Origin of the sequence: Magnetospirillum sp., from assembly GCA_027532905.1 — a bacterium.
Taxonomy (GTDB): domain Bacteria; phylum Pseudomonadota; class Alphaproteobacteria; order CACIAM-22H2; family CACIAM-22H2; genus Tagaea.
On sequence record JAPZUA010000002.1, the window covers coordinates 442985 to 465392 of the forward strand.

Consider the following 22408-nt stretch of genomic DNA (forward strand, 5'->3'; position numbering starts at 1 on the left):
GTTTCAAGCACCCAATGTTTGGCGGTTACGGTTGCGAAGATAGGCTGCACGCCGTTTTCGTGCGGCAGCCCCGCGCGGCATGTCGTCGATCGCGACGTCCCACCAGGCACCGCCTTCCTGCGTGCTTATCCGCCGGTCGGTATCGATCACGATCACGCTGGTGGTTTTTGCGATCCGCGCGCGGGCAAGTGCGCCCGGCAGGGCCGCAAGGCCGTCGACTTTCTCGGCAATTGCGCCCAGTGCCGCCGCATGGGCGGCGAAATCGACATGCGGGTGCGCATCGTCGAGGCTGTTGTTGAAGGGGGCTCCGCCCGTGGCGCGCTGCAGCCGTTCGATGCAGCCGAAGGCGCGATTGTCGAGCACGATGACGATGAGTTTGGCGCCGAGGGCGACCGAGGTCGAGATCTCGGAATTCATCATCAAATAAGAGCCGTCGCCGACGAGCACCACGACTTCGCGCTTCGGCGCGGCAAGCTTGGCGCCGAGACCGCCCGCGATCTCGTAGCCCATGCACGAATAGCCGTATTCGACATGGTACGAGGTCGCGTCGGTCGCCTGCCAGAGCTTGTGAAGCTCACCTGGCAAGCCGCCGGCCGCGCACACAACGATATGCGGAAATCCGCAGACGAATTTGTTGACGGCCCCGAGCACTTGCGCGTCGCTGGGCAGCCCTGGGCTTGCGCGCAAAATCGTTTCAACACTGCGATGCCAGGCTTTGGCGCTGCGCGTTGCGGCGTTCGTCCACGCGGCGGGCGCCTGCCAGCGCCCGAGTGCTGCGTCGAGGGCGCTTAAGCACGCGCCGGCGTCGCCGACGAGCGGAACAGCGCCGTGTTTGTGCGCATCGAACGCGCCGACATTGATCTGGACGATCTGCGCGTCGCCGAAAATCGTGCGCGAGGCTGTCGGGAAATCGGCGAGGCGCGTGCCGATCGCGAGTATCAGATCGCAGCGCGCGGCCGCTTGGTTTGCAGCTGCCGTGCCGGTGACGCCGAGTGCGCCGAGATTTATAGGATTGTCGCTTGCAATCGCACCCTTGCCGGCCTGGGTTTCGGCACAAGGCAGGCCGCGCGCCGCCAGAAACGCTGCAAGCTGCTTTTCGGCGAGTGCGTATTTGACTCCGCCGCCGACGAGCACAAGCGGTCGCTTCGCGCTTTTGAGCAGGGCTGCCACCGCTTGCACGCTTTTCCGATCCGGGATCGGGCGTAGAATGCGGTGCAGGCGGGGCGAAAAAAAATCGACAGGGAACTCGGCGCTTTGCGTCTGCACGTCCTGCGGCAACGCGAGCGTTGCTGGCCCGCATTCGGCCGGATCGAGCAGCACCCTCAGGGCGGCGGGCAAGCTCGTCAGCAGCTGTTCAGGGCGCGTCAGCCGATCGAAGTAGCGCGATACCGGGCGGAACGTGTCGTTGGCCGTAATCGTCGGATCGCCGAAATTTTCGATCTGCTGGAGCACCGGATCGGGTCGGCGATCCGCAAATACGTCGCCCGGCAGCAGCAGAACCGGCAGACGGTTCACATGCGCAAGCGCTGCGGCCGTCACCATATTTGTAGCACCTGGTCCGATCGAGCTCGTGCAGGCCATCATGCGGCGGCGCGCGTGCGTTTTGGCGTAAGCGATTGCGGCGAGCGCCATCGCTTGTTCATTATGGGCTCGCAAAACCGGCAACTCGCGGCGATGGGCGTGAAGGGCGGGCCCAAGGCCTGCGACGTTGCCGTGCCCGAAAATCGCGAAGACGCCCCCGAACAATGGCAGAGGCCCGGCCGATGTTTCGACCGACTGTGCGGTCAAGAATCGAATCAAGGCTTTTGCCAAAGTGAGACGCAGGCGCATCCGATTTCCCCTTTCGAAGCCGCAAAACGCATCTTCGAGATATTTTCGCAAGCGATTCGCCGACAATACCGCTTTCTTGATTTATTTTTGTAACATTAGTGTCATAAACTTCCGGCAACAAGAATAAGTGTCGTCCTAAGGGGAGCCCAATGATTCATATCGCGCAATTCGGTGCCGGTCGCATCGGCCGCATTCATGCCGCCAATCTTGCGGCTGGCGATTCGGCTCGGTTGCGCTACGTGGTCGATGTCGATGCGACGGCGGCCGCCGACCTCGCACAGCGCTATGGCGCGACGGCAGTCGATGCCAGAACTGCCCTTGCCGATCCCAAGGTCGGGGCAGTGCTGATCGCGTCTTCGACCGACACGCACGCCGACTATTGCATCGCCGCTGCCAAGGCCGGCAAAGCGATCTTCTGCGAAAAGCCGATCGATCTGTCTTTGAAGCGCGTCGATGCGTGCCTGAAGGCCGTTGCAGTAGCCAAGGTGCCGATGTTCGTCGGCTTCAACCGTCGCTTCGACCCGTCCTTCGCGTCGCTGAAGGCGCGTATCGATGCGGGCGAAATCGGTCCGGTCGAGCAGGTCGTGATTTCGAGCCGCGATCCGGGGCTGCCGCCACTCGGCTATCTGAAGGTTTCGGGCGGACAGTTCCGCGACATGACGATCCACGATTTCGATATGGCGCGTTGGCTCCTGGGCGAGGAGCCGGTCGAGGTGATGGCCATGGGCTCGGCACTGGTCGATCCTGCCGTGGCCAAGGTCGGCGATACGGACAGCGTAATGGTATTGCTGCGCACCAAGTCCGGGCGTCTGGCGCACATCAACAACAGCCGCCGTGCCAGCTACGGCTACGACCAGCGCATCGAAGTGCATGGTGCCAAGGGCCGCATGATCGCCGGCAATCTGACGCCGACCAGCGTCGAAAAAGCCGACGCGACCGCTGTCAGTTCGGACAAACCGCTTTACTTCTTTCTTGAGCGCTATGCCGAGGCCTATCGCCACGAACTCGCGGCATTCGTGTCCGCACTCTCCAAAAAGAAAAAAATGCCGGTCGATGCGAACGACGGCAGGCGCGCGCTCGTGCTCGCTGAAGCCGCTCTCGAATCCTGCCGTCGCGGCCGTGCGGTCAAGGTGCAGGGATGAAGAACCGGCGCGTCGACGGCCAGATTCTGCTGATCACCGGCGCCACGCAAGGCCTCGGCGAGGCGATCGCGCGCGAGGCCGCAGCCTTGGGGGCAGCAGGTATTTGCATTACGGGGCGCAACCAAGCGCGCGGGAAGCGCGTGGCCGAATCGCTCGCGGCCGCCGGTTGCCCTGCTGAATTTGTTGCGGCCGACCTTGCCGACGAAGCGGCAACGCGCGCCGTCTTCGAAGCAGCCGTCAAGCGGTTTGGGCGCGTCGATGGGCTGGTGAATTCGGCGGCATTGACCGATCGCGGCACCATCGAAAACACGCCCGTCGAATTGTGGGACCGGCTCTTTGCCGTGAATGTGCGAGCACCCTTCGTGCTGACGCAGGCCTTCGTGCGCCATGCCAAGGCGCGTGGCGGCGGCGGGTGCATTGTCAATATCATCACGCGCTCGGCCCATGGCGGCCAGCCGTTCCTGACCGCGTATTCGGCTTCGAAGGGGGCTCTTGCAACGCTCACCAAAAATGTCGCCAACGCCGTGCGCGGCGATCGCATCCGTGTGAACGGCCTGAATATCGGCTGGATGGAAACGCCAGGCGAACACGCGATCCAGGCGCGCGACGGCAATCCAGTGGACTGGCTCGCCAAGGCCGAGCCGGGCCAACCGTTCGGGCGCATTCTGAAACCCGACGACGTGTCGGCGCTCGTTCTTCATCTTTTGTCGCCGGCCGGCGAGATGATGACGGGCTCCGTGGTCGATTTCGACCAAAACGTTATGGGCGCCTACGACTGAACCGCAAATCAAACTTCAATAGAAGGAGATACCGAAAAATGAAAACGCATCGTTTGGCAGCGCTGGCCGTGGCTTTCGGCACGCTTGCCGCAATTCAGCCAGCCGCCGCGCAAGGCCAGCTTTCGGTTTACTGCTCGGTCCAGGAGGAATGGTGCCGTCCGATGGCCGCCGCGTTCGAGCGCGAAACCGGCATCAAGGTCAACATGACCCGCAAATCTTCGGGCGAGACCTACGCTCAGCTTAAGGCCGAGCGCCAGAACCCGCGCGGCGACGTGTGGTGGGGCGGGACGGGCGATCCGCATCTGCAGGCCGCCGAGGAAAATCTCACGGCCGAGTACAAATCGCCGATGCTGAAGGATCTCTACGACTGGGCGACGCGCCAAGCCGAGCTTTCGAAGTACCGCACCGTCGGCATCTATTCCGGCGCGCTTGGTTACTCGTACAACACGCGCACGCTCGCCCAGCGCAATCTTCCCGAACCCAAATGCTGGCGCGACCTTGCCAAGCCCGAGTACCGCGGCGAGGTGCAGGTCGCCGACCCGAACTCGTCGGGTACGGCCTATACGATGCTGGCCTCGCTCGTGCAGATTTTTGGCGAGGAACAGGCCTTCACCTTCATGAAGGCGATGCATCCGAACGTGAACCAGTATACGCGTTCGGGCGCCGCACCTGCACGCGCTGCGGCGACCGGCGAAACGCTGATCGGTATCACCTTCCTGCACGACGCGGTCACGCAAGCGCTGACGGGTGCGCCCGTCAAGCTCGTGGCACCGTGCGAAGGAACCGGTTTCGAAATCGGCTCGATGTCGATCGTGCGCGGGGCGCGTAACATGGCCAATGCGCGCAAATTCTACGACTGGGCGCTCACGCCGGCGGCCCAGAACCTCGCCGAAGAAGCCAAATCGTTCCAGATCCCGTCCAACAAGGCGTCGAAGATTCCTGCCGCTGCACCGCGCATGCAGGATATCACGCTGATCCAGTACGATTTCCAACGCTTCGGGTCGGCCGCCGAGCGCGACCGGCTGCTGCAGCGTTGGACGCGCGAAGTTCGCGGCGGTTCTTGAGGCCAGGCACAGATGCGTCGTCTTGTTCTGACTTGGGCGTGCGCGGCAGCGGTCGCTTTCGCGCTCGTCCCCTGGCAGTTGCAAGAAGACGGATTCTTCGCTTTCGAATGGCTTGCGCAATACCCGGGCGACACGGCGTCGCCCGGGCTTTTTTACGCGCTTGGCGAACGGCCCTGGCTGTGGGGCGTGGTGCTGCCTATCCTGCTCGGCTTTTCCGCACTCGCCTTCGACCGCGCGGATAAGCGCTTTGGCCGAATGCTGATTGCGGCGGGCGCACTCGGCATCGGCTACACGCTGGCGCAGGGTTTCGCGATCGGCATCGTCGGTCTCAAATGGGAATGGCTTGCGACCCTGGTCGGACCGATCGATACGCAGCAGTTCGGTTTCGGCTGGGGAGCAGTCGGCGTTCTTGCGGCCTTCGTCGTTTGGATATCGCTTGGCATCGCGGCTCTCGGCATGTTCCGCGGCGACGCATTTGTGGCAGGCGGCGTCGTCATTTCGAGTGTCTTGATCCTCGCTTTCGTGTTCTTCCCCATCGCGACGATGCTCGCGGGCGCCATGACGGACGAGGCGGGCGATCTGGCGCTAACGCTGTTTTTCCGTCGCCTCTTCGCCGACGACGTGTGGGGACTCGCCTGTTTCTACAGCACGCGCCCCTGCGGCGTGATGTTCAATACGATTGTGCTGGGTCTCATCACCGGCACGGTTTCGACTTTGATGGGGCTTGGGTTCGCTCTCGTCGTGGTGCGCACGCAGTTTCCGTATCGACGCGCACTGCGCGCATTGACGATCCTGCCGATCATCACGCCGCCGTTCGTGATTTCGCTTGCCATCGTCGTCCTGTTCGGGCGTACGGGTATCGTCACTTCATTTCTCGACGAAGCCTTCGGCATTCCGCCCACGCGCTGGATCTACGGCCTGCCGGGTGTTGCGATCTCGCAGCTTCTGTCGCAGATCCCGGTTGCGTTCCTCGTCATGATCGGCGTGGTCGAGGCAATCAGCCCGTCGCTTGAAGAAGCCTCGCAGACGCTGGGTGCGTCGCGCTGGCAGACCTTCCGTACCGTTACATGGCCATTGCTGCGGCCGGGGCTTGCGGCGGCCTTCTTGCTCGGCTTCGTCGAAAGCCTGTCGGATTTCGGCAATCCGCTGGTGCTCGGCGGCAATTTCGACGTGCTCTCGACGAAGATATTCTTCGCTATCGTCGGCGCCCAGCACGATCCGGGGCGTGCCGCCGTGCTTGCCCTGCTGCTGCTGTCGCTCACGCTCGGGGCCTTCTGGCTGCAGACGCGCTGGCTCGGTCGCCAGAGCTACGTAACCGTGACCGGCAAAGGCGATGCGGGCCTTTCCGCCGAACTGCCCAAAACGCTGCGGCGCGTTCTCTATTGGACGACGATTCCGTGGGCGGTATTCACGGCCGTAACCTACGCAATCGTCGTCTTCGGCGGTTTCGTGCGCGACATCGGCCGTTTCGATCTCGAGTTCACCTGGCGCCACTATCTCGATGCGTTCCGCGTCGAGAACACGGAGCGCGGCTGGTTCTTCTCGGGCTCGGCCTGGGACTCGCTCGCAACGACCCTCGAAGTGTCGGCTATTTCGGCACCGCTTACTGCGGCCCTGGGCTTGCTGGTCGCGTATCTGCTCGCACGCCAGCGCTTTGCCGGCAGCCGCACGTTCGAGTTCATGACGATGCTGTCCTTCGCCATTCCCGGCACGGTCGTCGGCGTATCCTACATTCTTGCTTTCAACGTTCCGCCACTCGAGCTGACCGGCACGGGCCTTATCCTCGTGATCTGCTTCGTGTTTCGCAATATGCCGGTCGGCGTGCGCGCAGGCATGGCGGCACTCTCGCAAATCGACAAAAGCCTCGACGAGGCCTCGATGACGCTGGGTGCCCGCACCGGCCAGACCGTTCGTCGCGTCGTGATGCCGCTGTTGCGTCCGGCGATCGTGGCGACACTCGTCTTCAGTTTCGTGCACGCGATGACGGCGGTTTCGGCCGTCGTGTTCCTCACGAGTGCGCGCCACAATATGGCGACGGCCTATATCGTCGGACGCGTTGAGGCGGGCGAGATCGCGCTTGCCATCGCCTATTCGACCGTGCTCATCGCGATCATGGCTTTGGCGATTCTGCTGATCCAGTTCGCTGTGGGTCGCCGCGAACTTGGGCGGCGCGGGCAACAGGCAGCAGCTTTGGGCGGACACTGAGGGGCGACGTGGCAAAATCACTGAAAAAGGGACCGGCATCGGTTGAGTTTCGGAACGTCGTCAAGAAATACGGCACGATCGCGGCCGTCGATGGCGTGTCCTTCACAGTGGAGCCTGGAACGCTGGTGACGCTGCTGGGCCCGTCGGGCTGCGGCAAGACGACGACGCTGCGGCTGGTCGCCGGGCTTGAAATCGCGACATCGGGTCAGATTCTGATTGGTGGGGCGGACGTCACACGCCTGTCGGCGGCCGACCGCGACGTATCGATGGTGTTCCAGTCCTACGCGCTGTTCCCGCACATGAATGTGCTCGACAATGTCGCGTACGGGCCGAGCGTGCAGGGGGTCGCTAAGGCCCATGCGCACGAGATGGCGCGCGAGAAACTGCGCTTGGTGGGGCTTGCGGACTACGATCTGCGCCTGCCGTCGGAACTGTCAGGCGGCCAGCAACAGCGCGTTGCGGTCGCGCGCGCGCTCACGCTCGAGCCGCAGGTGCTGCTGTTCGACGAGCCTTTGTCCAATCTCGACGCCAAGCTGCGCCGCCGCGTGCGCGAAGACATCCGGGATCTGCAGCAGAGCTTAAATCTCACCGTCGTCTATGTGACGCACGACCAGCAAGAGGCGTTGGCGGTTTCGGATCGTGTGATCGTGATGTCGAATGCGCGCATCGCCCAGGCGGGCAGTCCGCGCGATCTCTACGAATCGCCGGCCAGTCTGTTCGTCGCCGACTTCATGGGCGATTCGAACATCGTCGAGGCCGAGATCGTGTCGGTTGCCGACGGTTCAGCGTGCACGCGGCTTGCCGACATCGTATTGGAACTCCCGGCGCGTGGGCTTGGGCCGGGTCCGGTCAAGATCGCGATCCGGCCAGAGGCCTTGGCCGTATGCTTGGTAAAACCCGTATTGCCGAGTATCGACGGAACCGTCGCGAAAGCGGCCTATCTCGGCACGCACATGGAATACACGGTGACGACGGCGGCAGGCGATCTCTTTGTCGTCGACAAGAACGTGGCCGAGCCCAAGGCGCCGGGTACGGGCCTGTGGCTGGGACTCACGCGTATCGGCGTTGCTTTGGTGCCGAGGTCGTGACGCGCCCGCTCAATATCTGCATGGTCGGATACGGCATGATGGGGGCCTGGCATTCGGCCGCATTGCGGCGGCCGGATGTCGTGCTGCATACGCTCGTCGGCCGTCGCGCCGAGGCAGCGCAGGAATTCGCGGCGCGCTTCGGCTATCGCCATGTTGCGAGCGATCTTGCCCAAGCGCTCGCCGATCCGGCGATCGACATTGTCGTGCTGGGCTCGCCCAGCGAGCTGCACGAGGCGCAGGCAATCGCGTGCCTGGAGGCGGGCAAGCACACGCTGATCGAAATCCCGATCGCGATGAGTTTTGCCGGTGCCGAGCGCGTGGTAGCGGCAGGCGAACGAAGCGGACAAGTCTACGGCGTTTGCCATCCGATGCGCTATCGCCGCGAGCGGATTGCCTTGCGCCAGCGCCTTGCGGCGGGCGAGGAGAAAATCCGCCACATTGCCGGACGGTTTTTCATTAAGCGGCTTGTCAATGTCGGGGCGACCGGCTATCGGCGCAGCTGGATCGACAATATCCTGTGGCACCATTTCTGCCACTTCGTCGATCTAGCGGCGTATCTGCTTGCCGAAGATCCGATCGTGCGTGTGCAGAGCCAGATGGGACCCTGCCATCCGACGACCGGCATTCCGATGGAATGCGTGTTCCTCGGCGAGACGGCAGGGGGTGCTTCGGTGATGGTGCATGGCTCGTACCATGCGACGTTCCGCCTCTACGACAAGCTTATCGTCACTGACCGCGAAACCTATCTCTACGATATTCTCGGCAACACATTGCGGACCGAGACCGGCTTGGCTGCAATCGAGGACGAGCAGACCAATTGCGCCCGCGTGATCGACGATTTTCTTGCGGCCGTGCAGGCGCGTCGTGCGCCGCTAACCTCAGGCCCCTCGGTGCTGCCGGCGATGCGTCTGCTGCAGCAAGTGCAGGACGCCTGGGATGCGCGTCACGGCGCTACGGTACTCGCCGGCCGTCCGATCTAAGGCGGGTAGAGGCTCAAGGCGCAGGCGTCAGCTGTTCGACTTGAATTCTTGCCGCAAGCGCTCGGGTTGCGTCGCGCGTTGGCGGTGTTGCGCCTGTTTCTAGGCAGGCGGCCGCCCCGGCCGCGACCGCGTAGGCGAGGTGCGATGCCGGATCTTCGCCCGGTCTCGCCATTCGGCTCGCGAGCATGCCCGCGATACAAGCGTCGCCCGCACCGACCGTATCGACAACCTCGATGGTCGGCGGGCTCGCGCGCCAATGGCCTGTGGGCGTGAAAAGATGCGCACCGGCCGCCCCTTGCGTATAGAGCCACCAGGCCTGCGGATTCCATGTGCGCACGCGCGCGAGCGTGGCCATCGGTTCGGTTGTTCCGGTGAGGCCGACCAGATCCTCGTCGGACAGCTTGATTACTCGTGCAAGGCGGCACATGCGCTCGAAGGTCGGGGTGTAGCCGGCGTCCATCAAATTCCGAAAGTTTGGATCGTAGCTAATGGCGACACCGCTCGCCTTCAGCGCGCTTGCCATTGCAACGAGCCGATCGGCGAGCGGCGGGCGGGCAAGGCTAATGCCGCCGAAATGAACCCATTGGGCGGTTTGTGCCCAACCGTCGGGCAGCAACAGCGGATCGAAATGCAGGTCGGCGCTGTTGTCGCCGATGAAGGAATAGCGCGGCGGAGCCGTCTCGACGACGATCGCAAGCAGCGGCGAACGTCCGACGCGCTGCAGAAAACGCGGATCGAGCCCGGCGGCTGTGTTTGCGCGCTGCAAGGCATCGCCGAACCAGCAGCGGCTGATCGCACCGGCAAAAGCACTGTTAATGCCTTGGGCGGCGGCCGCGCGCGCCACGTTCCAAGTCGAGCCGCCGACCTTGCTGACCCACGTCTCGTCGCCCGTGCGAATGAGATCGGTGAGCGCTTCGCCGACAGCGACGAAATGCGGAAGTGCTTGCGCCATCGCCCTAGGCCCGCAGTGTCTTCAGGATTTCGTAGCAGGCACCTGTCGTATGGTAGTCGACCTTGCCGGCCGGGCTTTTTTCGTCGGTCGTGTTGACGTTGGCGCGCGTCAGAAGCCGGAACCACGCCCCGTGCTCGTGGTCGATCCAATGGCGCCAGCAATAGGCCCACAGCCGGTCGTACCAATCCCAGTAAAACTGTTTACCGGTACGGTGCGCAAGAACAGCGGCCGTCGCCATGCTTTCGCACTGGACCCAATGGTATTTGCGGTCGTCGCAGATCGAAAAGTCCGGGGCGAAGCCGTAAAAGAGACCGCCATGCGTGTCGTCCCAGGCGTGCCGGAAGGCGCTTTCGAACAGTGCTTCAGCTTTGGGCAGCAGCCAGGGCAGGGCACGCTGCTGCTCGATCAAGATCAGCAGCTTCGCCCACTCGGTGAAATGGCCTGGCTGGTAGCCCCAGGGCCGGAAGATGTTGGTCATGTCGTTTCTGTTGTAGTCCCAATCGACCGACCAGTCGCTTTTGTAGTGCTCCCAGATCATCAACCCGTCGGTCAGTGCCGCCTGCCGCTGGACGATGTTCGAGGCCACGCATTCCGCGCGGTCGAGATACTTGATGTCGCCTGTCGCCTCGAAAGCGGCAAGGCAGGCCTCGGTCGCATGCATGTTGGCGTTTTGGCCGCGATAGGGCAGGAGCTGCCAGTCTGCGGTTGCTTCGTCGGCATAGAGGCCTGCGGCAGGCTCCCAGAAACGCCGTTCCATGAGTTCGAACGTTTCCTCGAGCCATTCGCGCGCTTCGGCGATGCCCGCCATCGCGGCATGCGCATAGGCGAGCAACACGAAGGCAAGGCCGTAGCAATGGTTCGTCGCGTCGAGAATTTGCGCAGAGCCATTCTGCCAGCGCAGCTGCCAGGCATAGCCGCCGGTGGACGGGTTGCGATGCGCGCGGCGCAGGAATTCGACCGCATGGCGCGTATTGTCGCGATAGGTTTGGCTCTCGGGAAAATGCCGTGCTGCCATCGCCCACAAAAAAACGTAGCGTGTGCTGCTGACGAGGTGGCGCGTGCGCGCGTCGTAGATCGTGCCGTCGTCTTTGAGGAAATGGAAAAAGCCGCCGCTCGGGTCGTAGGCGCGCGGATGGTAGAAATCGAGCGTGTGGCTCACATGCGCAAGGATGGCTTTGCGGCTGCGAAAATCGGGCGGGTTCGGTTGCACATCGACCTCTGGAAAAATTACCGCCCGAGAATGAGATTAGGCAGCCACGTTGTCAAAGGCGGCCAGAGCGTGATCGCCAGCAGCACGCCCAGCAGCGGCAGCAGCCACGGCACAATTGCCCGCGACATTGCCGCAAACGAGATGCCTGCGATCTTCGAAGTCACAAACAGCACCACACCCACGGGCGGCGTAATCGTTCCGATCATTAGATTCAGCACGAAAACGAGCCCGAACTGTATCGGATCGATGCCGAACTGCGCCGCCGCCGGCGTGAGGATCGGGATGAGGATCAGCATGGCGGCGAGCGCTTCCATGAAGCAGCCGACGACCAAGAGAAGAAGATTGACGGCTAGCAGAAAAACCAGCGGATCGCCGACGAGTGCCACGATCTGTGGACCCACGGTCTGGGGGATCCGGGACAGCGACAGGCACCAGCCCAAAGCCGAAGCCGTCATGACCAGTGCGAGGACAACGCCGGTCGTCTCGACCGTCTCGGCGGCGATGCGGGGCAAGTCGCGAAGATCGAATTCGCGATAGACGAACAGGCCAAGGACAAGGGCATAGACCGTGGCCACGCCCGCAGCCTCAGTTGGGGTAAAAATGCCGGCGATCATGCCGCCGAAAAGAATCACGGGTGTCATCAATGCCCAATGCGCGCGGCCATAGGCACGAAGGAGTCCGCGAAAGCCGGGAAAGGGGTGGCGCGGCAGGCCGCGCTTGCGCGCAATGTAGCTCACCATTGCCATCAACGCGCCCGCCATCAGCAATCCCGGTATGACGCCTGCAAGGAAAAGGCCGCCGATCGAAACGTCCGCCGAAACGCCGTAGATGACCATCGGCAGCGACGGCGGGATAATCGGGCCGATCGTCGCCGACGCGGCGGTAATGGCCGCTGCCGTTTCGGCGTCGTAGCCTTCGTCTTTCATGGCTTTGATTTCGAGCGTTCCTACGCCGCCCGCGTCCGCGACGGCCGAGCCCGACATGCCGGCGAAGATCACGCTTGCCAGAATGTTGGCGTGGCACAATCCCCCGCGAAGCCACCCGACGCACGCTGTCGCGAAAGCAAAAATGCGATCCGTGATGCCCCCCGAATTCATGATGTTGCCCATCAAGATGAACAGGGGCGCCGCCAGCAAAGGGAAGGAGTTTGCCGCCTGCGCGATTTTCTGCGGCACGATCGAGGGCGTGATGCCGGTTGCGAACACGAAGACTAGCGCAGCAACGCCCATCGACACGTAGAGCGGCATGCCCAACATCAAGGCCGCAAACCAGCCGGCCAGGATCCAGCTCATTGTTTCGATCATAGTATCTTCACGGCTTGCGGGGCGATGGGCCCCTTGAGGGCTTCCCAAATCTGCACGCAGGCCTGCATCAGCACAGCGATGGCGGCAATCGGCACGGGAATGTAGAGCAGGGCCGCCGACAGCGGCACGCTGATCCATTCGACGTCGAGGTTGCGCTCGATCAGCACGGGTCCGTAGATCAGCATGGCGCTGGCGAGCGCAATGACGCCAAGTTGGATTGCGATCTCCGCCACGCGGCGCGCAAGCGGCGGCAGAAGATCGATGAGCACGTCGATCCGGATGTGGCTGCGCTTGCGCGCGGCGAGCATCCAGCCGACGAACCCCGTCCATACCAGAAGATATTGGGCTGCTTCGTCCGTCCAGGGGAGAGGCGCGCCGAGTTGACGCGAGACGACCCCGGCGACGACGCTGCCGAGCAGCGCCATCAGTAGAACAAAAGCAGCGGCGCGCATGCCGAAATCGGCCGCGCGCCGCATCGTGTCGATCATAAGGCGCGCAACGCTTCGAACGTGTCGCGGCCCCAACGTTCCGCAAACTGCGCAGGTACGCGCGCGAGCACCGGGTCGCGGAACAGCTTGAGATCGGGCTCAATCACCGTCATCCCAGCGGTGCGCAACGTTGCGACAAGTCCGGCCTCTTGCCCCAGCAGTTCCTGATCCTGCCATTTCGCACCGTTGGCGATCGCCGTCTGCAGAATGTCGCGGTCGGCATTGCGCATGCCCCGCCAGAACGCTTCGTTTACGATCACCAGCCGCGGCGTGATGATGTGTTCGGTCAGAACCAGGAAGCGCTGCACCTCGAAAAACTTGCCGCTCTGGATCGTCGGAAGCGGATTTTCCTGGCCGTCGACGGCCCCTTGATTGAGGGCAAGGTAAAGTTCATTGAAATTGACCGGCGTTGCCTGAGCGCCCCACGCTTCGGCCATCGCGCGGAAGACGTCGACTGGCGGAACGCGCAGTTTGAAGCCGGCCATGTCGGCCGGTGTGCGCACAGCTTTGCTGCCTGTCGTCAGATGCCGTTTTCCGTAGTAAGTGACGGCCGCAAGTCGCATGCCGCGGCGTGCGACGAGATCGTCGTTCATGCGCAGGAACTGCGGTGCCGCCGCCGCTTTCGCCATATGTGCCGCGTCGCGCCACAGATAGGGCGCTTCAATGACCGACAAGGCAGGCAGCAAGGCCGCAAGCGCCCCGGCGCCGTCGGTTGTGATCTGCAAGGCCCCCGCCGAAACCGCTTCCATCATGTCGCGGCCCGAACCGAGCTGGCCGTTGGGGAAAGTCTGAATATCGATGCGCCCCGACGTCTTCTCACGCACTTCGGCGGCGATGCGATCAATCATCTGCACCTGCGGATGCGTCGGTGCAAGCATCTCGCCCCACCGGATCGCCGTTGCTTGCGCGCGTGCGATGGTCGGCGTCGCTAGCAGCCCGGCCGTCGCCGCCGTGCCAGCCAACAATCCGCGTCGTGAAATTCGAGACATGGGCTCTTCTCCCTAGTTGCGGCGCTTTGGTGCGCCTTTTGTTGAACTGTTGGGATCCATTGCACGCGGCATGCGATCATCGAGGCTCCTCTTACATCTCCATGGCCCGCAGTCGCGCGTCCTGGATATGGGCGCCCAGGGCGGCTTGCGCGCCGAGAGCGTCGCGCGCTTCCATTTTCTCGACGATGCCGAGATGTTCGCGCATTACGGTTTCCACGCGACTCGGGTCTAGACGCGTTTCGGCCTGGCGAATGAGGCGAATCTTGATCGAGTTCACGCGGTATGCACTCGAAACGATGTCGTTGCCCAAATAGTCGATGATGGTGTCGTGCATGTTCCAGTCGACGATCTGCGCACGGCGAATTACGTCGGCCGTTACACGTCTGCGCGCATCCTTGATGACCCGCTCGTGGGCTTCGCGCAGTCTCTGGAACTCGGCCAAAGGTGCGTCGCGAACGAAAACCGCAACGGCCTCGCGCTCGAGCATCAAGCGGAACTGGAATGCGCAACGGATCAAGCTCAGATCGACATGGGCAACCTGCATGCCGCGCTGCGGCACCGTGACGATCAGGCCTTCGGCTTCGAGCCTCGGCACCAGTTCGCGGATTGCGCCAAGCGGCAGGCCGGTGATCTCGACCAATTCGCGTTGGGTCACGAACTGACCCGGGACGATCGCTCGCGCCAACAGCCGATCGGTGAACGCAGCATAGGCGCGTTCACGCAACTTCGGCGTTTCAGCGCTCGCCTCGCTCATTCGGCCGCGACCGAGGCCGTTGCCGCGTCGAAGCGCAATTCGAGCGCGCGCGCGCGCGCCGCATCGAGCTCAATCACGGGCGCGCGCATGCGCAGCCATTCGGGGTCCTTCTGCCGCCACGCGATCAGTGCTTTGACCGCAGGCATGAAGGGATCTGCGATAATCGCAGTTACGCACGCGGCGATTCGCGGATCGTCTTTTCCCTCCCACGCGGCCGGCCGCAGAATATCCGGACGCAGGTTGGCAAGCCCGCAGATCGACCCCGATCCGCCTTCGCGGACCGCGCGCGCAAGCAGGCGCTCGTCGCCGACGAGAATCTGCAGATCCTTGTGCGCATCGAGGAAGGATTTTGCCGACTCCCAGCTGCCCGTGCTGTCCTTGATGCCGATCACGGCTTCGGGAAACGCTTTGCGCAAACGCCCCAGCAATGCGGGAGAAAAGGCGACGCGTGTCATGCTCGGGATATGGTAAATCAGCACGTCGCGCAGCCGTCCGCCGAGCCGCTCGAACACGGCGGCATACCAGCGAAACATGCCCTCTTCCGACGGATCGGGAAAGTAGAAGGGCGGCGCCAAAAGCAGGGCGCGGCACCCATAGTCGTAGCCCGCGCGGCATTGTTCGACCGTTTCGCCGATCGTTGCAGCCGTAACGCCGGCGATTATCTGTTTGGGGAGATCAAAGCCCGCACCGGCTAGGGCGCCCAACGCGGCATGACGCTCCGCAAGATCGATCGAAGCACCTTCGCCGGTGGTGCCGAACATCGTCACGCTGTCGCAGCCATCGTCGAGCACCCAGCGCGCTTGCGCCAAAGTGCGCGGCAGGTCGATAGCACCGTTCGGCAGAAACGCTGTCGAGAGGGCGCAGGAGAGACCGATGCGCGGGTTGGACTTCGATACGGACATGATGGCGAACTCTCCCCAAAAGAACTTCGATTGCTAACGGTGTAGAGCGCTTGCGCAGCCTCTGTCAATGCTAACATGTTAGAGTCCTTCTTGCGCGTCTCGACATCCGCGCGTCGCTTCGAGGTCTCGGTCGCTGTGGGCGCGAGATTTGGGCGTACGTTAATCGCATCGTGCCGCTTGACGTCCAAATCGTTTTGGATATAGCATTTCCTCAATAACTCGAAAGATGAGGGGGAGATGACGCTGCGCCGCTTGGCCGACGAACTCGGCCTTTCTCCCACCACTGTTTCGCGCGCATTGGCCGGCTACGACGATGTGGCGGCGGCGACACGTGCCAAAGTCGTGCGGGCTGCCAAGCGACTCGGCTATGTGCCCAATGCCGCCGCCGTCGGTTTCCGCACTGGGCGCAGCCGGGCGGTCGGCGTGGTTTTGCCCGCCCAGCCCGGCCATTTCGACGATCCATTCTTTCTGCAAGTATTGACGGCGATCGGTCGTCGCCTTGCCGAAGCCGATTTCGATCTGCTGGTCGCCGCCGCCCAGCCCGGCGAGGCCGAGCTCAAAGTTTATCGCAGGCTCGTCGATGCGCGACGCGTGGACGGCATGATCGTTGCGCGTGCCAGACTCGACGACGAACGCATCGCGTTTCTGCAGGACCGCGATTTTCCGTTCATCGTGCACGGGCGGACGCGCACGAAGCGGCCCTATGCGTGGCTCGATATCGACGGTCACGCGGCTTTTCGCGACGCAACGCTGCGCCTTGCGGCGATGGGCCATCGGCGCATTGCGCTCATCAATGCGCCGGACCACTACACCTTCGCGCACTACCGCGAAGCGGGCTGGCGTACAGCACATGCGGCACTCGCAATGCCGACGGGGGAGTTCCGTGCGGCCGAAGCCACCGAAGAGAACGGCCATCGCCTTGCGGCCGAGCTCTTGGCGCTGCGCGTGCCGCCGACCGCGCTACTGTGCGGCACCGATCGTTTGGCCGTCGGCGCGTTGCGCGCGATCGCCCAGGCAGGGCTTGGGGCAGGTCGCGATGTTTCGGTGATCGGCTACGACGATCTGCCGGTCGCAAGCTACACGCAGCCCGCCTTAACCACCGTTGCGCAACCCTGGACGCAAGCGGGCGAAAAGCTCGTCGAAATGCTGCTTGCACTTTTTGCGGGCGCCAAACCCGAAATGCTCTGTGAATTGTGGCAAGGCAAGCTCGTCGTGCGCGGGTCCGATGGACCGGCACCAGGCCACGATACGGAAAAAGACGTCAAAACGACGCACGTAAAAAAGGGAGAGAAACCAAATGCGCAAACAACTCATCGCTAGTGCGGCGATTCTGCTGGGGCTCGGCTTCCTGCCGCAAGCCCAGGCTCAGGAAACCGTCTTTATGTCGACGCAGCTGCGGCCAATCGAGGAAGCGCAGAAAGTGCGCGACGTGATCCTCAAGGGTTTTGCCGGGCAGGCGGTCTATGTGACCGAGCAGCCGCAGCAGCTTAATGTGCGCATGCGCGCCGAAGCGGCCGCCGGTCGTCGTACGGTCAGCGTGATTGGCGCCCTTCACGGCGAATTGCAGCCGTTGCAGCCGATGGGTGCTCTCGACGACATCTCGGACGTCGCCGCAAAGCTCGCCGATCGAGGTATTCCCGCCAATCTGATGTCGCTCGGCAAGCTTGGCGGCAGCACGCAGGCCTATATTCCGTGGATGCAGGCGACTTACATCATGGTCGCCAACCGCCAAGCGTTGCCGTTCCTGCCGGCAGGTGCCGACATCAACGCGCTCAGCTACGACCAGCTCAAGGAATGGGCGAAGAACGTGCGCGAGCGCACCGGCCAACGCCGCCTCGGCTTCCCGGCTGGGCCGACGGGGCTGATGCCGCGCTTCTTCCAGGGCTATCTCTATCCGTCCTACACCGGCAGCGCCGTCTCTGCTTTCCGCTCGGCCGAAGCCGAAGCGATGTGGACGAATTTCAAGGACCTCTGGCAGTACGTGCAGCCCAACTCGACCAGCTACAATTTCATGCAAGAGCCGTTGCTGGCCGACGAAGTATGGATTGCGTTCGACCATGTGGCGCGCGTGCTTGATGCATTGCGCCAGCGGCCCAACGATTTCGTCACGTTCCCGGCACCCGCCGGCCCGAAAGGCCGCGGCTACATGCCCGTCGTTGCGGGCCTGTCGATCGCCAAGGACGCGCCGAACCGGGCAGGGGCTGTGGCGCTGATCGACCATCTGAGCACGGCGCGCACGCAGCTTGTGACCGCGGCCGAAGTCGGCTTTTTCCCGGTCGTCAAAGCCGATCTGCCGGCCGATCTTGCCCCCGGCGTGCGACTTGCCGCCAACGCGATCGCGCTCACGCAGAATGCGCGCGACGCCCTCGTGAGCCTCCTGCCGATCGGGCTCGGCGACAAGGGTGGGGAGTTCAACAAGGTCTATATCGACACGTTCACGCGTATCGTGCTGCGCAACGAGCCGGCGCGCGCCGTGCTCGACCGCGAGGCCGAGAATCTGCGCGCGATCATGAATGCGACGGCTGCACCGTGCTGGGCCCCGGATCCGGTCAGCACGGGCGCTTGCCCGGTCAACTGAGCGAAAGAGGTGCAGGCGGAGCCGCTTCCCGGTTCTGCCTGTACCCCGACCGCCTGAACGCAAATGCAAGCGCGCCCCGCTTATCTGCCCTACCTGCTGTTGGCACCGTCGGTGTTGTTCCTGGCGGCGTTCTTTCTCTATCCGCTTGCCGAAACGATCCTGCTGTCGCTGCGCACGGCCGAAGGATTCTCGCTCGACAATTATCGCCGCATGGCGGGCGACCTCAATTTCGCCTCGGCCCTGGGCAATACGTTCCTGCTCGTGGGCGTGGTAGTGCCGCTGCAGATAGCGCTGGCGCTCGGCCTTGCCCAGATGCTCACGAAGATTTCGCGCGGACGCGAAATGGTGCTGTGGGTCTGGACGATCCCGATGGGCGTGTCGGATCTTGCCGCAGGGCTCGTCTGGCTCGCCCTGTTGACCGACCGCGGCTACGTGAACAGCGCCCTCTTCGCCCTCGGCCTAATCGACGGGCCAACCGGCTGGCTCTCCTACGAAACGCCGATTACGCTGTTCGTCGCGATCGTGCTGGCCGAGGTGTGGCGCGCGACCGCGATTGTTCTCGTGATCCTCGTTGCAGGCTTCGGCCTCATTCCGAAAGAATACGGCGAGGCTGCCGAGATATTCGGCGCCACGCCTTGGCAGCGCTTCACGCGCGTGACCTTACCTCTGCTCAAGCCGAGCCTGCAGACGGCGCTTATTCTACGCACCGTGCTAGCGTTCGAGGTCTTCGCGGTCGTTTTTGCGTTGGGCGGTCGGAATTTTCCGGTGCTCGTCAGCGAAGCCTATGTCTGGCAGTTCGAAAACCAAAGCTACGCCGTCGCCGCTGCCTATGCGGTCGTCGTAATGGCGATCTCGCTTGCGGCGACGGCGCTCTACCTGCGCGTGCTGCGGACCAAGCCGGAGGCGCGGCTGTGATGCGCCCGCGCAGTCTCCTGTTTTGGGCTGGTGTCGCGACGATGTGCGCCTGGGTGCTCGTGCCGATCTGGCTCATCGCAGCCGGTGCGATTGGTGGACGCCAAGGCGTGTTTCTGTGGCCCAAATCTATGCTGCCCCCTGAGTTTACCTTTTCGGCGCTCGCGCTGTTCTTGCGCATCGAAGGGGTAGGCAAGGCGCTGTGGAACAGCATGACGGCCGCCGCGATGACGATGGTGTTTGCGACATTGCTGGGCACGCCCGCCGGCTATGCGCTCGCACGCTTCTCGTTCCGCGGCCAGAACGCTTATCGGTTGCTGATTCTGCTTACACGCGCTTTTCCGATCGCGATCCTCGCATTGCCTTTGACGGTCGCGTTCATCCGCTGGGGACTCTACGACACGACGCTCGGCGTGGCGCTCGTCCATACGGCGCTCGCTCTGCCGTTCGCGGCCCTCGTCACGTCGAGCCTGTTCGTCGGCATTCCGCGCGAACTCGAAGAGGCGGCTTGGATTTTCGGCTGCACAAGGCTGCAGGCCTTCGTCAAAGTCGTTCTGCCGCTGGCCTTGCCCGGCATTGCGGCAACCGGCCTGTTCGCCTTCGTGATCTCGTGGAACGAGGTGTTTGCCGCCTCCGTGCTCACGGTACGCGAGCGCACACTGACCGCGTATCTGCTGACCGTGCTCTCGGAATCGCCGCTGCATTTCCGTTTCGCCGGCGGGCTCGTGCTTATCCTCCCGTCGGTCGTCTTCATCTTTGCCGTGCGTCGCTATCTGTTTGCGATGTGGGGCATTGCCAACCGCTGAGGAAGCCAATGGCCGGAATCTCGATCGAGAGCGTGCGCAAGAGTTTCGGGAGCATGACGGCGCTCAAGGAGCTTTCGCTCAATATCGAGGACGGCGAGTTCGTCGCGTTGCTGGGCCCGTCGGGCTGCGGCAAGACGACGCTGCTGCGCATCGTGGCCGGGCTCGAGACGCGCAGCGCTGGCCGTATCCTCGTCGGCGGACGCGACGTGAGCGACCTGCCGCCGCGGGAGCGCAAGCTTGCGATGGTGTTCCAGAACTATGCTGTGTTCCCGCACATGACGGTGTACGAAAACATCGCTTTCGGCTTGCGCATGGCCAAGGCCGATCGCACCAAGGTCGACCGACAGGTCCAGCGCGCGGCGGGCCTCATGCATATCGAGCATCTGCTGGCCCGCCATCCGGGGCAGCTTTCTGGCGGCCAGCGCCAGCGCGTGGCTGTCGCGCGTGCGCTTGCGGTCGAGCCGAGCGTGCTGCTGATGGACGAACCTTTGTCCAATCTCGATGCGTTGCTGCGCATGGAGATGCGCGCCGAGCTCAAAGCCGTGCTGCGCGAGGCGGGCACGACGACGCTGTACGTCACGCACGATCAGACCGAAGCGATGGGGCTTGCCGACCGCATTGCGGTTATGCGTGACGGCCGGATCGAGCAGCTCGCTCCGCCGATGGCGGTCTATCGCACGCCTGCGACGGTTTTCGTCGGTTCGTTCGTCGGTGCACCGCCGATGAATTTTCTGCGCTGCCAGGCCATCGACGGCACAGTCGCGATCGGTGCGTTGAAGCTCGCCTGTCCGCGCACCAGCGGCGAGATTGTCATGGGCGTGCGCGCCGAGGATTTGTTGCCGGCGACGGCCGACACGGGGCTGCCTTTCGAGGTGCGCGTGGTCGAACCGCTGGGCGCCCATGCGCTGCTGACCGGGAATGCGCACGGCCAGCAGGTCCGCGTCGTTTATGCGGGCGAACGCGATGTTGCGGCCGGCGAAACGCTTCATCTTGCCCCCATCGCGGGGCGCATTTGCTGGATGGATGCGGCCGACGGCCGCGCAATAGAAGGACGTACATGAACGCGTATATCGAAAAGGCGCAGGGTATTCTGCGCGCAAACGACAAGGGCGGCTACACCGTGCCGACGGCTCGGCTCTATCCGTTCCAGTGGAATTGGGACTCGGCCTTCGTTGCAATGGGCTGGCAGACATTCGACGAGGCTGCCGCATGGCGCGAAGTCGAGAGCCTGCTCAAGGGCCAATGGGACGACGGCATGGTGCCGCATATCGTGTTCCACACCGCGAGCGACCAGTATTTTCCGGGGCCCGACGTGTGGGGCACGCACCATGCGCCGTCCACATCCGGCATCACACAGCCGCCGGTGCTCGCCTCTGCCGTTGCACGGCTCGTCGCCAACGCGCGCGACAAAGGCCTTGCCGAGGCGAAAGGAGCGGCGATCTATCGGCAGCTTTTGGCCAACCATCGCTGGTGGTCGCGGGCGCGCGATCCGCTGCAGACGGGCCTCGTGGCTGTGCTGCATCCGTGGGAAACAGGGATGGACAACAGCCCAGCTTGGGATACAGCGTTTGCGCGCGTACCTACAAACACCACGACGGTCGTCAAGCGACGCGACACGAGCCACGTCGATGCCGGACATCGCCCGCACAACATCGACTACCAGCGGTTCATCCATCTGGTCGATTGCTATCGCGATGCGGGCTGGGATCCGGCGCGGATGTGGCAGGTCGCGCCTTTCAAAGTTGCCGATGTTTCGATCAACGCCATTCTGGTGCGCGCGGAAGTTGATCTGCTGGGGCTCGCCGCGCGCTTCGGCACGGCCGCCGAGCAGGCCGAGATCGCGAAGCGAGCTACGCGCATGAAGCAGGCACTCGCGACGCTATGGCAGCCAAAGCTCGGCCTATTCGGCTCGCGCGATCTGATCGCCGATGCGCCGATCGAGGTTGCGACCTCGGCAGGCTTCTTGCCGCTATATGCCGATGCAGCGAATGCCGCACAGGCTGCACAGATGGGGGCTACGCTCGACCGTTGGCGTTCTCAAGTGGACGTCCTCGTTCCCTCGACGCCACCCGAATCCCCGGCTTTCGAAGCGCTACGCTATTGGCGCGGACCGGTCTGGGCCGTTGTCAATTGGATGATCGCCGACGGTTTTGCGCGCGCGGGCGACGCGGTGCACGCACAGCAGATTTCGGCGTCGACGCGGAGCGCCATTGAACGGGCGGGCTTCGGCGAGAATTTCAATCCGCTCAGCGGTGCGGCCGGCGGCGGCGGCACCTTTTCGTGGACGGCAGCGATCTATCTGCTGCTCGCGGAGAAGGGCTGATGGTATCGGCAACCATCTGTCGCTGCGGACGGGCGCTCCTCAGGCCACGTTGTCTCAAGATAAAACAAACATAGCAGGATGTCGCATTCGACGTGCCCTTAG

20 protein-coding genes are annotated in these 22408 nt (G+C 63.4%); 12 read left to right on the forward strand and 8 right to left on the reverse strand.

Annotated elements, in window-relative coordinates; genetic code table 11:
• Positions 1-3: 3 nt before the first annotated feature.
• Complete coding sequence (gene iolD / locus O9320_10165) at positions 4-1830, reverse strand: 3D-(3,5/4)-trihydroxycyclohexane-1,2-dione acylhydrolase (decyclizing) (protein ID MCZ8311208.1); 1827 nt, start codon at positions 1828-1830, stop codon at positions 4-6.
• Positions 1831-1979: 149 nt separating this feature from the next.
• Here iolD and iolG point away from each other — a divergent pair, with 149 nt between their 5' ends.
• Genes iolG through O9320_10195 form a run of 6 tightly spaced genes read left to right on the forward strand, consistent with a single transcriptional unit; the run spans position 1980 to position 9088 of the window.
• Positions 1980-2972, forward strand: coding sequence for an inositol 2-dehydrogenase (gene iolG / locus O9320_10170; GenBank protein ID MCZ8311209.1), 993 nt, complete (start codon positions 1980-1982; stop codon positions 2970-2972).
• Positions 2969-3751, forward strand: coding sequence for an SDR family oxidoreductase (locus O9320_10175; protein ID MCZ8311210.1), 783 nt, complete (start codon positions 2969-2971; stop codon positions 3749-3751). Before iolG ends, O9320_10175 begins: the two co-directional genes overlap by 4 nt.
• Before the next feature lie 38 nt (positions 3752-3789).
• Positions 3790-4815 (forward strand): ABC transporter substrate-binding protein, encoded by a 1026-nt coding sequence (locus tag O9320_10180; GenBank protein MCZ8311211.1) that lies wholly within the window; start codon positions 3790-3792, stop codon positions 4813-4815.
• 12 nt (positions 4816-4827) lie between these two features.
• Entirely contained in the window at positions 4828-7020 is a 2193-nt protein-coding gene (locus tag O9320_10185) for an iron ABC transporter permease (GenBank protein ID MCZ8311212.1), read from the forward strand.
• Positions 7021-7028: 8 nt separating this feature from the next.
• Positions 7029-8108: an ABC transporter ATP-binding protein gene (locus O9320_10190; GenBank protein ID MCZ8311213.1), complete on the forward strand. Its 1080-nt coding sequence runs from the start codon at positions 7029-7031 to the stop codon at positions 8106-8108.
• Positions 8105-9088 (forward strand): Gfo/Idh/MocA family oxidoreductase, encoded by a 984-nt coding sequence (locus O9320_10195; GenBank protein MCZ8311214.1) that lies wholly within the window; start codon positions 8105-8107, stop codon positions 9086-9088. Before O9320_10190 ends, O9320_10195 begins: the two co-directional genes overlap by 4 nt.
• Before the next feature lie 13 nt (positions 9089-9101).
• On the opposite strand, the gene O9320_10200 is transcribed toward O9320_10195, so the two are convergent.
• The 7 genes from O9320_10200 to O9320_10230 all read right to left on the reverse strand — a co-directional run bounded on the left by O9320_10200 (position 9102) and on the right by O9320_10230 (position 15687).
• Positions 9102-10040, reverse strand: coding sequence for a carbohydrate kinase (locus tag O9320_10200; GenBank protein ID MCZ8311215.1), 939 nt, complete (start codon positions 10038-10040; stop codon positions 9102-9104).
• Positions 10041-10044: 4 nt separating this feature from the next.
• Entirely contained in the window at positions 10045-11250 is a 1206-nt protein-coding gene (locus O9320_10205) for an AGE family epimerase/isomerase (GenBank protein MCZ8311216.1), read from the reverse strand.
• A gap of 17 nt (positions 11251-11267) precedes the next feature.
• Entirely contained in the window at positions 11268-12542 is a 1275-nt protein-coding gene (locus tag O9320_10210) for a TRAP transporter large permease (GenBank protein MCZ8311217.1), read from the reverse strand.
• Between the two features lie 8 nt (positions 12543-12550).
• Complete coding sequence (locus tag O9320_10215; protein ID MCZ8311218.1) at positions 12551-13042, reverse strand: TRAP transporter small permease; 492 nt, start codon at positions 13040-13042, stop codon at positions 12551-12553.
• Positions 13039-14031 carry a DctP family TRAP transporter solute-binding subunit gene (locus tag O9320_10220; GenBank protein MCZ8311219.1) on the reverse strand — a complete coding sequence of 331 codons (993 nt, stop codon included), beginning with the start codon at positions 14029-14031 and terminating at the stop codon, positions 13039-13041. Before O9320_10220 ends, O9320_10215 begins: the two co-directional genes overlap by 4 nt.
• A gap of 91 nt (positions 14032-14122) precedes the next feature.
• Positions 14123-14785, reverse strand: coding sequence for a GntR family transcriptional regulator (locus O9320_10225; GenBank protein MCZ8311220.1), 663 nt, complete (start codon positions 14783-14785; stop codon positions 14123-14125).
• Positions 14782-15687, reverse strand: a complete 906-nt coding sequence (locus tag O9320_10230) for a dihydrodipicolinate synthase family protein (protein MCZ8311221.1) — start codon at positions 15685-15687, stop codon at positions 14782-14784. Before O9320_10230 ends, O9320_10225 begins: the two co-directional genes overlap by 4 nt.
• Before the next feature lie 237 nt (positions 15688-15924).
• On the opposite strand from O9320_10230, the gene O9320_10235 reads away from it, so the two are divergent.
• From O9320_10235 to O9320_10260, 6 genes are all read left to right on the forward strand, one after another.
• On the forward strand, positions 15925-17007 hold the full coding sequence (locus O9320_10235; protein ID MCZ8311222.1) for a substrate-binding domain-containing protein: 1083 nt from the start codon (positions 15925-15927) through the stop codon (positions 17005-17007).
• Positions 16985-18265, forward strand: a complete 1281-nt coding sequence (locus tag O9320_10240) for an ABC transporter substrate-binding protein (GenBank protein MCZ8311223.1) — start codon at positions 16985-16987, stop codon at positions 18263-18265. Before O9320_10235 ends, O9320_10240 begins: the two co-directional genes overlap by 23 nt.
• A 63-nt stretch (positions 18266-18328) precedes the next feature.
• Positions 18329-19180 carry a sugar ABC transporter permease gene (locus O9320_10245; protein ID MCZ8311224.1) on the forward strand — a complete coding sequence of 284 codons (852 nt, stop codon included), beginning with the start codon at positions 18329-18331 and terminating at the stop codon, positions 19178-19180.
• Complete coding sequence (locus tag O9320_10250; protein MCZ8311225.1) at positions 19180-19983, forward strand: carbohydrate ABC transporter permease; 804 nt, start codon at positions 19180-19182, stop codon at positions 19981-19983. Before O9320_10245 ends, O9320_10250 begins: the two co-directional genes overlap by 1 nt.
• Positions 19984-19991: 8 nt before the next feature.
• Positions 19992-21044: an ABC transporter ATP-binding protein gene (locus O9320_10255; protein ID MCZ8311226.1), complete on the forward strand. Its 1053-nt coding sequence runs from the start codon at positions 19992-19994 to the stop codon at positions 21042-21044.
• Positions 21041-22306: a trehalase family glycosidase gene (locus tag O9320_10260; protein ID MCZ8311227.1), complete on the forward strand. Its 1266-nt coding sequence runs from the start codon at positions 21041-21043 to the stop codon at positions 22304-22306. The genes O9320_10255 and O9320_10260 overlap by 4 nt, the downstream gene beginning before the upstream one ends.
• The last annotated feature ends 102 nt before the right edge of the window (positions 22307-22408 follow it).